This is a genomic window from Mycobacterium sp. (assembly GCF_019247615.1).
In the GTDB taxonomy this organism is placed as follows: Bacteria; Actinomycetota; Actinomycetes; order Mycobacteriales; family Mycobacteriaceae; genus Mycobacterium.
Genome location: NZ_JAFBAT010000007.1, coordinates 21,617 through 33,627 on the forward strand (window position 1 = coordinate 21,617; position 12,011 = coordinate 33,627).

The window sequence follows — 12,011 nt, forward strand, 5'->3', positions numbered from 1 at the left end:
CAGTCACGCTTTTGCGGCAATGGCCAATAACTTGGTGTTTGCGAGTTAGTCTGCTGCGTGATCGGTGGGCAATCCCGGCAAGGGAGGGAAAGGCGATTGACATCAGCGACTTGAAGGACGCCAAACCGGCTTCTAACCCGGCTTCTGAACCGGCCCCTGAACCGACCGCCGCTCCCGCCGCGGCAGCCGCAGCCGAATCCGCACCGGTTGACAAGACTCGCAACGGTATCCGGTGGCCCCGGCTGTCGCGCCGCTTTCGGTTCGGCATCCAGTCCAAGATCCTGGTCGCGATGCTGCTGTCGGGCATCCTCGGCGTGGCGGTGATCGGCTTCATCGGGGCAATGTCCGGCCGCAACGCGCTGCGGCAGGTGGAATCCGAGCGGTTGATCGAACTGCGCGAGTCGCAGAAGAGACAGGTCGAGGGCCTCTTCAGGGAAGTGACGAATTCGATAATCATCTACAGCGGTGGATTCAGCATCAATGAGGCCACGACATCCTTCGCCGCGGGCTTCAACCAATTGGCCAACGCGACGATCAGCCCGGCCCAGCAGCAGGCGCTCGTCGACTACTACGACAACGACATGATCAAACCGATCAAACGGTTGACCGGTAACTCCATCGATATCAACGCGGTTCTGCCGAGTTCTCCAGCGCAGAAGTACATTCAGGCGTACTACACCGCGCCGCCCAGGTCGCCCGCCGACCCGATGCCCGCCCAGGACGCAGGCGACGGCAGCGCGTGGTCGGCGGCCAACGCCCGCTTCGATTTCTACATCCGCGGCATAGTCACCCGCTTCGACTATCCGGATGCGCTGCTGCTGGACATGCAGGGCAACGTCGTCTACAGCGTGGACAAAGGCCCCGACCTCGGCACGAACATCCTCACCGGCCCCTATCGCGAGTCAAATCTGCACGATGCATACGTAAAGGCTTTGCGGTCCAATGATGTCGACTTCGTTTGGATTACCGACTTCCAGCCATATCAGCCGCAGCTCGACGCCCCCACGGCGTGGGTGGTGTCGCCCGTCGGCATGAACGGCAAATTCGCGGGTGTGATGGCCTTGCCTCTGCCGATCGCCAAGATCAACAGGATCATGACCATGAACAGGCACTGGGAAGCCGCCGGCATGGGCCCCTCTACCGAAACGTATCTGGCCGGCCCCGACGATCTGATGCGTTCCGACTCACGGGATTTCCTCGAAGACCCGCAGCAATACCGGCGGGAGGTGATAGCCGCCGGCACCCCGCCAGACGTAGCGGACAAAGCGATCAAGTTGGGCGGTACGACGCTGGTGCAGCCGGTTGGGACCACGGGTCTTCGTGCCGCCCAACGAGGGGAAACCGGGGTAGTCAGCGCCACCGATTACATGGGCAACCCGGAACTGGAAGCCTATGCCCCGATGAACATTCCCAACTCCGACCTGCACTGGTCGATCCTCGCGACGCGAGACGACTCCGATGCTTTTGCGCGGCTGGGCAGGTTCAGCAAGACGCTCGTGATCGCGATCAGCGCGCTGATTTTCGCCATCTGCGTGGCTTCGATGCTCATCGCACAGGCCGCGATGCGGCCGGTCCGGCGCCTCGAGGAGGGCACCCGGAAGATCAGCTCCGGCGACTACGACATCAACATTCCGGTGATGACACGCGACGAAATCGGTGATCTCACGGGGGCTTTCAACGAGATGAGTCGCAATCTCGCGATCAAGGAAGAGCTGCTCAACGAACAGCGCAGCGAGAACAACCGCCTGCTGCTGGCGCTGATGCCGGAGTCGATCGCCCAGCGCTATCGCGAGGGCGAGGCGACCATCGCGCAGAAACACCAGGACGTCACCGTGATCTACGCGGACATCGTCGGACTCGATGAGACGTCCAACGACCTTCCCGGCGACGAATTGGTCGGGATCGTCGACGAACTGTTCCGGCAGTTTGACTCGGCTGCCGAAAGCCTTGGCGTCGAACGTATTCGCACGTTCCACAACGGCTACCTGGCCAGCTGTGGGTTGGTCACTCCGCGATTGGACAGCATTCACCGGAGCATCGAATTCTCCCTCGAAATGCAACGCATCATCGATCGGTTCAACGGCCAGACCGGTCGGGGTTTAGCCCTTCGGGTCGGCATCAACACCGGCAGCGCGATCAGCGGCTTGGTGGGCCGGTCAAGCCTCGCATATGACATCTGGGGTGCCGCCGTGAGTCTCGCCTACCAGATGCACAAGGGCGCACCCCAGGCCGGCATCTATGTCAGCTCCCCGGTGTACGAAGCGATGCGGGACGTGCACCATTTCGCGCCCGCCGGCAACATTTCGGTCGGTGGAGCCGACCAGACGATCTACCGACTGTCGGAGCGGTGATGAACGCCGCCTGGCACTCGCCCTGGTTCTATTGGGCGGTCGGCATCGCGATCGGTTTTCCCGTCGGGCTGATCCTTCTCACCGAGCTCCACCAGACGCTCGTCCGCCATAACAGCCGTTTGACCCACCAGATCGGCCTGCTGCGCAACTACCTGCTGCCGCTGGCGACGCTCTTGCTGCTGCTCGTCAAAGCATGGGAAGTGCCGGCCGGGGCGGTCGGGGTGCGAACGCTGACCACGGTGTTGGGCTTGCTGGTGCTGGTCGTGTTGCTGTCCGGGGTGAACGCCACCGTGTTCGAGGCCGCGCCCGAAGAGAGCTGGCGCAAACGCCTGCCCGCTATTTTTCTCGACGTTTTCCGCTTCAGCCTGATCGGCGTCGGTCTGACGCTGATGTTGTCGTACATCTGGGGCGTGCGGGTGGGCGGCTTGTTCACGGCGCTGGGCATCACATCGGTCGTGATCGGTCTGATGCTGCAGAACTCCGTCGGCCAGGTCGTATCGGGCTTGTTCATGCTGTTCGAGCAACCTTTCCGGATCAACGACTGGCTGGACACGCCGTCGGGGAAGGGACGCGTCATCGAGGTGAACTGGCGCGCCGTGCACATCGACACCGGCAGCGGCATGCGCATCATGCCGAACTCGATGCTCGCCACGACGTCGTTCATCAACCTCAGTCGTCCCGTCGGCGCGCACAAACTGGCGATCACCACCACGTTTTCGGTCGCTGACCCGCCCGACCGGGTTTGTGCGATGCTGTCGCGGGTGGCCAGTGCGCTGCCGCAGCTCAGGGCCGACAGTGTGCCCCGCTCGGTCCCCGTGGGCGGCGGCGAGTACCGCACGAGCATCGGGCTGACGTCACCCGCCGACGATGGTGCCGCGCGAACAACGTTTCTGCGCTGGGTCTGGTACGCCGCACGTCGGGAGGAGTTGCACCTCGACGACAGCACGGACGAGTACTCGACCGGCGAGCGTGTCGAAAAGGCGGTGCGCGCCGTGGCCGCGCCGGCATTGCGGCTCAACGCCGAGGAACAGCGGCAGCTGTATTCGTGTGCCCGCCTCGTCCGCTACGGCGCCGACGAAATCGTGGAATATGCAGGCGAGGTACCCACCGCCATGACGTTTTTGGTCGCCGGAAGCGTGCAGCTGACCGCCACGGCCGACGACGGGTCCGTGGTGCCGGTCAGCACGCTGTTCGAGGGCTCGTTCCTCGGATTGACCGCCCTGACGCGCCAGCCGAATATGGGCACCGCATACGCGCTCGAAGAGGTGACCGCACTGGAGATCGATCGCGAAGACATCGAGCACTTGGTGACCCGCGAGCCGTTGCTGTTGCAGAACTTCGGCCGGATCCTGGAAGAACGTCGAAGCAAAGTGCGGCAGGTCAGGCGCGGGGAGCGGACGGCTGAGGAGCCGGTGCGTTCACGCGCCTGAGATCCGCGCTCCCGGCATGCCGGCTGGGGCAGCCGATCCTGGCCGCCTCAGGACCGATACCCTGGTTCAATGAGTCTGCAAGCTCCGTCGCAGCCTGACTTGCGCCAGGAGGTCCACGACGCCGCTCGCCGCGCCCGGGTCGCTGCCCGCGCGCTGGCGTCGTTGCCGACCGCGGCCAAGGATGCGGCGCTGCTTTCGGCGGCGGAGGCGATAGTCGCCCACACCGATCGGATCCTCGCCGCCAATGCCGATGATCTCGGCAACGCTCGAGCCGTCGGCACGCCCGCCGCGATGCTCGACCGGTTGGCTTTGGACGCCAAGCGGGTAGGCGGGATTGCTGCCGGTCTGCGCCAGGTCGCCGGGTTGCCCGATCCAGTCGGAGAAGTGCTGCGCGGGCACATGCTGCCCAACGGGCTACAGCTGCGCCAACAGCGGGTTCCGCTCGGCGTGATCGGCATGATCTACGAGGGCCGGCCCAACGTCACCGTCGACGCCTTCGGTCTGGCGCTCAAGTCCGGCAATGCGGCCCTGTTGCGGGGCAGCTCGTCGGCGGCGAAGTCCAATCAGGCGCTCGTCGACGTGCTGCGCGCCGCGCTGGTCGGCCAGGAGCTGCCCGCCGACGCCGTTCAACTGCTTTCGGCCGCCGATCGATCCACGGTCACCCACCTCATCCAGGCGCGCGGCCTGGTGGACGTGGTGATCCCGCGTGGGGGAGCGAGCCTGATCGACGCGGTGGTCCGCGACGCGCAGGTGCCCACCATCGAGACTGGCGTCGGCAACTGCCACGTTTACGTACACGCATCCGCCGACCTGGACGTGGCGGAACGGATTCTGCTCAATTCAAAGACCCGCCGGCCCAGCGTGTGCAACGCCGCCGAGACGCTGCTGGTCGACGCGGCTATCGCCGGCGAGGCGATGCCCAGGCTGGTGACCGCCCTGCAGGACGCCGGCGTGACGGTGCATCTTGACGCGAACGAGGACGATCTGCGTCGCGAGTACCTGTCGATGGACATCGCGGTGGCGGTGGTCGACGGCGTAGACGCCGCGATCGCCCATGTCAACGAATACGGCACCGGTCACACGGAGGCCATCGTGACCACCAATCTGGCTGCGGCTCAACGGTTCACCGACGGTGTCGATGCCGCCGCGGTGATGGTCAACGCCTCGACGGCGTTCACCGACGGCGAGCAGTTCGGCTTCGGTGCCGAGATGGGCATCTCGACGCAGAAGCTGCATGCGCGCGGCCCGATGGGATTGCCGGAATTGACCTCGACGAAATGGATTGCCTGGGGAGACGGGCAGATCCGTCCGGCCTGACGCCCCGAGCAAAGTTTTAGGAGACCCGAGATTGTGACTGTGCCCGCCCGGCCCGCGCCACTGTTCGCCGACATCGATGACGTCTCGCGACGGCTGGCCGCGACCGGTTACCTCCCGGACACCGCCACGGCGACCGCGGTGTTCCTGGCGGATCGGCTCGGCAAGCCGCTGCTGGTGGAAGGCCCCGCCGGAGTGGGCAAGACGGAGCTGGCGCGCGCCGTTGCCCAGGCGACCGGCTCGGGTTTGGTGCGCCTGCAGTGCTACGAGGGCGTGGATGAGGCTCGCGCGCTGTACGAGTGGAACCACGCCAAGCAGATACTCCGTATTCAGGCGGGTTCCGGCGACTGGGAGGCGACCAAGACTGACGTGTTCAGCGAGGAATTCTTGCTGTCACGTCCTTTGCTGACGGCCATCCGCCGCACCGAGCCGACGGTCCTGCTCATCGACGAGACGGACAAGGCGGACATCGAGATCGAAGGCCTGTTGCTGGAGGTGCTCTCCGACTTCGCGGTGACCGTTCCCGAGCTGGGCACGCTCACCGCGGAGCGGGCGCCGTTCGTGGTGCTGACCTCCAACGCGACCCGGGAGCTGTCCGAGGCGCTCAAGCGGCGCTGCCTTTTCCTGCACATCGACTTCCCGAGCCCGGACCTGGAACGGCGCATCCTGTTGTCCCGGGTTCCCGAGCTGCCCGCGCACCTCGCCGAGGAGCTGGTGCGCATCATCGGCGTGCTGCGCGGGATGCAGCTCAAGAAGGTGCCGTCGATCGCCGAGACCATCGATTGGGGCCGCACGTTGCTCGCGCTGGGCCTCGACACGATCGACGATGCGGTCGTTGCGCAGACGCTGGGTGTCGTCCTGAAACATCAGTCCGACCAGCAGCGGGCGACGGGGGAACTGAGGCTGAATTAGATGGCCGCTCGCCGCATCCGTCCCAGCCGTCCGCTGGCCCCCCATGGGCTGCCCGGACATTTGGTTGGCTTCGTTGAAGCCCTTCGCGGGCATGGGATTTCGGTGGGACCGTCCGAGACGGTGGACGCCGGGCGGGTGATGGCCACTCTCGGGCTGGGCGATCGTGAGGTGCTGCGCGAGGGTATCGCGTGCGCGGTCGTGCGTCGTCCCGATCACCGGGAGACCTATGACGCCATGTTCGACCTGTGGTTCCCCGCGGCACTCGGCGCGCGGGCGGTAGTGGCAGAAGACGGAGCGGGCGACGCGTCCGGTGACGGGTTGTTGCCCGCCGACGACGTCGAGGCCATGCGGCAGATGCTGCTGGATCTGCTGACCGAGAACCCCGACCTCGCCGACATGGACGAGCGTCTGGTCGCGATGATTGCGCGGATCGTCGAGGCGTACGGCAAGTACAGTTCCAGTCGCGGCCCATCGTTCTCGTCGTATCAGGCGCTCAAGGCCATGGCGCTGGACGAATTGGAGGGCAAGCTGCTGGCGGGGCTGCTGGCGCCGTACGGCGACGAACCCACGCCAACTCAGGAGCAGATAGCTAAAGCCCTTGCAGCGCAGCGTATTTCACAGCTGCGTAAATTGGTGGACGCCGAGACCAAGCGTCGCACCGCCGAGCAGCTCGGGCGCGATCACGTCCAGATGTACGGCATTCCACAGCTTTCCGAGAACGTGGAATTCCTGCGGGCCTCCGGTGAACAATTGCGGCAGATGCAACGAGTCGTGGCGCCACTGGCCCGCACACTGGCAACTCGTCTCGCGGCCCGCCGGCGACGGAGTCGGGCCGGGGCGATCGATCTGCGCAAGACGTTGCGCAAGTCCATGTCCACCGGAGGCGTGCCGATCGACGTGGTGCTGGCCAAACCCCGCCCGGCGCGCCCCGAACTCGTGGTGCTGTGCGACGTTTCCGGCTCCGTCGCCGGTTTCAGCCACTTCACCCTGCTGCTGGTGCACGCTCTGCGCCAGCAGTTCTCGCGTGTTCGCGTGTTCGCCTTCATCGACACCACCGATGAGGTGACCCACATGTTCGGCCCGGAAGCCGACCTGGCCGTGGCCATCCAGCGCATCACCCGGGAGGCCGGTGTGTACAGCCGCGACGGGCATTCCGATTACGGCAACGCATTCGCCTCGTTCGTGCAAGCGTTTCCGAACGTGCTGTCGCCGCGCAGTTCGCTGCTGGTGCTCGGGGACGGGCGCACCAACTACCGCAATCCGGAAACCGAACTGCTGGCGCACATGGTCACCGCCAGCCGCCACGCACATTGGCTCAACCCCGAGCCGAAACACCTTTGGGGAAGCGGCGATTCGGCGGTGCCACGCTACCAAGAGGTGATCACGATGCATGAGTGCCGGTCGGCCAAGCAGTTGGCGGCGGTGATCGACCAGCTGCTGCCGGTCTGATCGCCGGCCTCAGCGCGTCTTGCGGAACACGAGCCAGCGCATCTCGATCGGGCTCGTCTCACGCTCGACCGGGAACACGTCGAGGCCACTGACCCAATTGGCGTACCAGCTGGTGGGCGGCCACGCGCCCGGCGGCAAGTGCGCTTGCTCGTAGTCGTATACGGAGTCATCGGCCACGAGTTCGAGGGCCAGTCCGGCCGCGGCGACCGACACCTCCTGACGAGTGAAGATGCTCGTGTACTCCTGCTGTCCGAACTCGCGTGCGGCCGGGGTGGGAGCGTAGCCGCCGCGGGCCAGAAAGACGTTGAACACCAAGCGGGCGCCGCGCGCCAGGCAGTCGGTGGCCATTTCGAACAGCGCGCGCAACTGCTGTGTCGTACGGAAATCGGAGACCACCTCGGAGAGCACGATCAGCTGATAGTCGCGCCGCAGGTCGTCCGTCGTCGAAAAGACGTCGCGCACAACGACGCGTACGTCGAGCGATTCCTTCTCGACCGTGGAGCGAATCATTTCCGCGAATCTTGGCGTCATCTCCACCACGTCGACAGGGTGGCCCCGCCTGGCCAGTGCCAGGGCGTTGCGGCCCGTCCCCGCTCCGATTTCGAGCACTCGATGGGTCGCTGGATCGGCTGCCTCGCGGGCCAGATTCCACACCCGGGCGTCGGGTTCGGTACCGAACAGCGGCGGTTCGCGCGTCTCGATCCAGTTCTCGTAGGCACCGGCCACCGTCCACCATTGGGCCTTGACTTCGTAATTCAAGGCCGCGCCGATCGGGGCGGTGTACGAAATGACGATGCGTGACCGTGGGGAGGCCGAATAGGCCTCCGTCAATTGGCTCTCGAGCACCTTTCTGAGGTGGGCGAGCTCGTCGGGAGCAAACCTCCTGCCCACGTCGGCGAAGAGGTTCGCGCACATGGTCACGTATTCGTCGATCATGCTCGGAACGGCCGGCAGCGCAATCTCGCCCGTGACCACCGATCGGGTGTAGAACCGCCGGGTCATCCACCCCTCGAGCTGCGCCGAATCGATCGATCCGAGCGACAAATCGTCCACAGCCCTCTTTTACACGACCACGGGCGCTTACGGTGCTTAACGCCATCAACCCCACGGGCGCTGTTCACCTCCGCCATCTGCGTCTCTTGCGCAGACGCCGCCTTCGTAGGCTCAAGTAAGCTGGCACATCGTGCAAAAGCAGCTTCGCAGGTTGGGTGTGATGGGTGGGACGTTCGATCCCATCCATTACGGGCACCTGGTTGCCGCCAGTGAGGTCGCCGACCTATTCCAGCTCGACGAAGTGGTTTTTGTGCCCAGCGGTCAACCGTGGCAAAAGAGTCGGCACGTATCCGCCGCGGAGGATCGGTATCTGATGACGGTGATCGCCACGGCATCCAACCCGCGGTTTTCGGTCAGCCGCGTCGACATCGACCGCGTCGGACCCACTTACACCAGGGACACGCTGCGCGATCTGCACGCGCTCAACCCCGACGCCCAGCTGTACTTCATCACCGGCGCCGACGCGCTGGCCTCTATCCTGTCGTGGCAGGGCTGGGAAGAGCTGTTCGGGCTGGCCCGCTTCATCGGCGTCAGCCGACCCGGGTACGAGCTGCGGCGCGAACACGTCACCGGTGTTCTGGGCGAGCTGACCGAGGACGCGCTGACGCTCGTCGAGATTCCCGCGCTGGCGATCTCCTCGACCGACTGCCGGCGACGCGCCGCGCAGCGCCGACCGCTCTGGTACCTCATGCCCGACGGCGTGGTGCAGTACGTCTCCAAGCGTCGCCTGTACCGCAGCGACCAACCGCTCGAGCCGAACGCGAGCAAGACGACCCTCACCACTGGGAACAACACGTGACGGCGACCCAGGAAGCGATCGAGATGGCGACCGTGGCCGCGGGCGCGGCGGCCGCCAAGCTGGCCAACGACGTGGTCGTCATCGACGTCTCGGGTCAGTTGGTCATCACGGACTGCTTCGTCATCGCCTCGGCGTCCAACGAACGGCAGGTCAACGCAATCGTCGACGAGGTCGAGGAGAAGATGCGCAAGGCGGGCTACCGGCCGGCGCGCCGCGAGGGCGCCCGGGAAGGCCGCTGGACGCTGCTGGATTACCGCGACATCGTCGTGCACATCCAGCACCAGGACGACCGCAACTTCTACGCCCTGGACCGGCTGTGGGGTGACTGCCCGGTGGTGCCCGTGGACACGGATTCCCTCGGGGACGACGGCTCGGCGGATTCAGCGAGCGCGCAATGAGAGTTCGCCGGCTGGTGATGCTGCGACACGGACAGACCGACTTCAACGCCGATAGCCGGATGCAGGGGCAACTCGACTCCGCGCTCACCGACCTCGGTCGCGCCCAGGCGGTTGCCGCCGCCGAGGTGCTAGGAAAGCTGCAGCCGTTGCTGATTGTGTCGTCGGATCTGCACCGCGCCTACGACACCGCGATCAAACTGGGGGAGCGGACCGGATTGTCGATCAGGGTGGATCCGCGCCTGCGCGAGACCCACCTGGGAGATTGGCAGGGCCTGACGCACGCCCAGATCGACGCCGAAGCGCCGGGCGCCAGGCTGGCATGGCGCGAAGACGCAAGTTGGGCACCGCACGGCGGGGAAAGCCGGGTCGACGTAGCCGCCCGCAGCCTGCCCGTGGTCAGCGAACTGGTGTCGGATGAGCCCGAATGGGGCGATCCCAACGGGCCGGACCGACCCGTGGTGTTGGTCGCCCACGGTGGCCTGATCGCCGCGCTGTCGGCTGCGCTGCTGCGCCTTCCGGTTGCCAATTGGCCGATTCTGGGCGGCATGGGGAACGCCAGTTGGGTGCAGCTTTCCGGCCACTCGATTGGCGGCGACGGCGCTGACCCGGAAGGTCCCGGAGGTATCCGCTGGCGCCTCGATGTGTGGAACGCTTCGGCCCAGGTGCCCAACGATGTCCTCTGACCCTTCCCACAGGCAAGGCCCCAGGCCCTCGCTGCTGGTGTTCGCCGACTCGCTGGCGTATTACGGGCCCACCGGCGGGCTGCCCGCGGACGATCCTCGCATCTGGCCCAATATTGTTGCCTCGCACCTGGATTGGGATTTGGAGCTGATCGGCCGCATCGGCTGGACCTGCCGAGACGTCTGGTGGGCGGCGACCCAGGATCCGCGGGCCTGGGCGGCGCTGCCGAGGGCGGGCGCGGTGATCTTCGCTACCGGGGGCATGGATTCGCTCCCTTCGGTGTTGCCGACCGTGTTGCGCGAGTCCATCCGCTACGTGCGCCCACCGTCGCTGCGGCGCTGGGTCCGCGATGGCTATGGGTGGTTGCAGCCGCGCCTGTCGCCAGTCGCCAGACCCGCGTTGCCGCCGCGTTTGAGCGCCGAATACCTTGAACAGACGCGTGGCGCAATCGATTTCAACCGTCCCGGCATTCCCATCGTGGCGTCGCTACCCTCGGTGCACATCGCCGACACGTACGGCCGGGCGCACCACGGCCGCGCGGGTACCGCGGCCGCGATCACGCAATGGGCGCAGAACCACAACATTCCGTTGGTGGATCTCAAAGCCGCGGTGGCCGAACACATCATGAGCGGACGCGGCAATCCCGACGGCATTCACTGGAATTTCGAAGCCCACCAAGCGGTCGCGGAGCTGATGCTCAAGGCGCTGGCCGAGGCCCTGCAGACGGCCTTTCAGACAGCCTTTCAGACAGCCAACCTGCCGAACTCGAAGCCGGGCCGGTAGCGACATGGCTGTCGTGGTGGTGACCGACGCGTCGTCGCGCCTGCCGGCCGACTTGCTCGAAAAGTGGGCTATACGCGTGGTTCCGCTGCATGTCTTGCTCGACGGTCGCGATCTGCGCGACGGTGTGGACGAAATCCCGGAGGACATCTATCAGCAGGACGCCACGACGGCGGCGGCCACCCCGGCCGAACTGGCCGACACCTACCAGCAGGCGTTGGCCGAAAGCGATGGGGACGGTGTGGTGGCGGTGCACATTTCGTCGGCGTTGTCGGGAACCTGCAGCGCCGCCGAACGGACCGCGGCCGACCTCGACCCGAACGTGCGGGTGGTCGACTCGAAGTCGGCCGCGATGGGCATCGGCTTTGTCGCACTGGCAGCCGCTCGGGCGGCGGCCGCGGGCGCCGACCTGGACGCCGTCGCGCAGGCGGCGAGTTCGGCGGTATCGCGCGGCCATGCGTTCGTGGTGGTGCACCGGCTCGACAACCTGCGCCGCAGCGGGCGGCTCGGGGGGGCCAGGGCGTGGCTGGGCACCGCGCTTGCGCTCAAGCCGCTATTGCGCATGGATGACGGGAAACTCGTTCTGGCCCAACGGGTTCGCACCGTGACCCACGCGACGGCAGCGATGATCGACCGGGTGTGCGAGGTCGTCGGTGAACGCGCGGCCGCCCTGGCCGTGCACCACGTCGCCAACCCGGACGGGGCCGCAGAGGTGGCGGGTGCGCTGGCGAGGCGGCTGCCCGCCTGCGGGCCGGCGATCATCACCCCGCTGGGTCCGGTGCTCGGGCTGCATGTCGGAGCCGGAGCCGTCGGCGTCTGCCTGCAACTGCCCGAGTCTTGACCG

General features: G+C 66.1%; 11 protein-coding genes. 10 read left to right on the plus strand and 1 reads right to left on the minus strand.

Features of this window, described 5'->3' with window-relative positions:
• The first annotated feature begins 290 nt into the window (after positions 1–290).
• The 5 genes from JO059_RS00430 (at position 291) to JO059_RS00450 (ending at position 7,456) form a co-directional block, all read left to right on the plus strand.
• Positions 291–2,351: an adenylate/guanylate cyclase domain-containing protein gene (locus JO059_RS00430; protein WP_293313733.1), complete on the plus strand. Its 2,061-nt coding sequence runs from the start codon at positions 291–293 to the stop codon at positions 2,349–2,351.
• Positions 2,351–3,781, plus strand: a complete 1,431-nt coding sequence (locus JO059_RS00435) for a mechanosensitive ion channel family protein (protein ID WP_293313735.1) — start codon at positions 2,351–2,353, stop codon at positions 3,779–3,781. Before JO059_RS00430 ends, JO059_RS00435 begins: the two co-directional genes overlap by 1 nt.
• A gap of 69 nt (positions 3,782–3,850) precedes the next feature.
• Positions 3,851–5,098: a glutamate-5-semialdehyde dehydrogenase gene (locus tag JO059_RS00440; protein WP_293313737.1), complete on the plus strand. Its 1,248-nt coding sequence runs from the start codon at positions 3,851–3,853 to the stop codon at positions 5,096–5,098.
• Positions 5,099–5,131: 33 nt separating this feature from the next.
• Positions 5,132–6,007, plus strand: coding sequence for a MoxR family ATPase (locus JO059_RS00445; protein ID WP_293313739.1), 876 nt, complete (start codon positions 5,132–5,134; stop codon positions 6,005–6,007).
• Entirely contained in the window at positions 6,008–7,456 is a 1,449-nt protein-coding gene (locus JO059_RS00450) for a VWA domain-containing protein (protein WP_293313742.1), read from the plus strand.
• Between the two features lie 9 nt (positions 7,457–7,465).
• On the opposite strand, the gene JO059_RS00455 is transcribed toward JO059_RS00450, so the two are convergent.
• Positions 7,466–8,509 carry a methyltransferase domain-containing protein gene (locus JO059_RS00455; RefSeq protein ID WP_293313745.1) on the minus strand — a complete coding sequence of 348 codons (1,044 nt, stop codon included), beginning with the start codon at positions 8,507–8,509 and terminating at the stop codon, positions 7,466–7,468.
• 130 nt (positions 8,510–8,639) lie between these two features.
• Here JO059_RS00455 and nadD point away from each other — a divergent pair, with 130 nt between their 5' ends.
• Genes nadD through JO059_RS00480 form a run of 5 tightly spaced genes read left to right on the plus strand, consistent with a single transcriptional unit; the run spans position 8,640 to position 12,008 of the window.
• Entirely contained in the window at positions 8,640–9,308 is a 669-nt protein-coding gene (nadD, locus tag JO059_RS00460; RefSeq protein ID WP_293313748.1) for a nicotinate-nucleotide adenylyltransferase, read from the plus strand.
• Positions 9,305–9,706 (plus strand): ribosome silencing factor, encoded by a 402-nt coding sequence (gene rsfS / locus JO059_RS00465; protein WP_293313751.1) that lies wholly within the window; start codon positions 9,305–9,307, stop codon positions 9,704–9,706. Before nadD ends, rsfS begins: the two co-directional genes overlap by 4 nt.
• Positions 9,703–10,389 carry a glucosyl-3-phosphoglycerate phosphatase gene (gene gpgP, locus JO059_RS00470; RefSeq protein WP_293313754.1) on the plus strand — a complete coding sequence of 229 codons (687 nt, stop codon included), beginning with the start codon at positions 9,703–9,705 and terminating at the stop codon, positions 10,387–10,389. The genes rsfS and gpgP overlap by 4 nt, the downstream gene beginning before the upstream one ends.
• Positions 10,379–11,170: a diglucosylglycerate octanoyltransferase gene (gene octT, locus JO059_RS00475; RefSeq protein ID WP_293313757.1), complete on the plus strand. Its 792-nt coding sequence runs from the start codon at positions 10,379–10,381 to the stop codon at positions 11,168–11,170. The genes gpgP and octT overlap by 11 nt, the downstream gene beginning before the upstream one ends.
• Before the next feature lie 4 nt (positions 11,171–11,174).
• Positions 11,175–12,008, plus strand: a complete 834-nt coding sequence (locus tag JO059_RS00480; RefSeq protein ID WP_293313759.1) for a DegV family protein — start codon at positions 11,175–11,177, stop codon at positions 12,006–12,008.
• The last annotated feature ends 3 nt before the right edge of the window (positions 12,009–12,011 follow it).

Bases quoted from the DNA above. Each gene is read 5' to 3' on its own strand.
- JO059_RS00430 (WP_293313733.1), top strand. From the start codon at position 291: ATGCTGCTGTCGGGCATCCTCGGCGTGGCGGTGATCGGCTTCATCGGG.
- JO059_RS00435 (WP_293313735.1), top strand. From the start codon at position 2,351: ATGAACGCCGCCTGGCACTCGCCCTGGTTCTATTGGGCGGTCGGCATC.
- JO059_RS00440 (WP_293313737.1), top strand. From the start codon at position 3,851: ATGAGTCTGCAAGCTCCGTCGCAGCCTGACTTGCGCCAGGAGGTCCAC.
- JO059_RS00450 (WP_293313742.1), top strand. From the start codon at position 6,008: ATGGCCGCTCGCCGCATCCGTCCCAGCCGTCCGCTGGCCCCCCATGGG.
- gpgP (WP_293313754.1), top strand. From the start codon at position 9,703: ATGAGAGTTCGCCGGCTGGTGATGCTGCGACACGGACAGACCGACTTC.
- octT (WP_293313757.1), top strand. From the start codon at position 10,379: ATGTCCTCTGACCCTTCCCACAGGCAAGGCCCCAGGCCCTCGCTGCTG.
- JO059_RS00480 (WP_293313759.1), top strand. From the start codon at position 11,175: ATGGCTGTCGTGGTGGTGACCGACGCGTCGTCGCGCCTGCCGGCCGAC.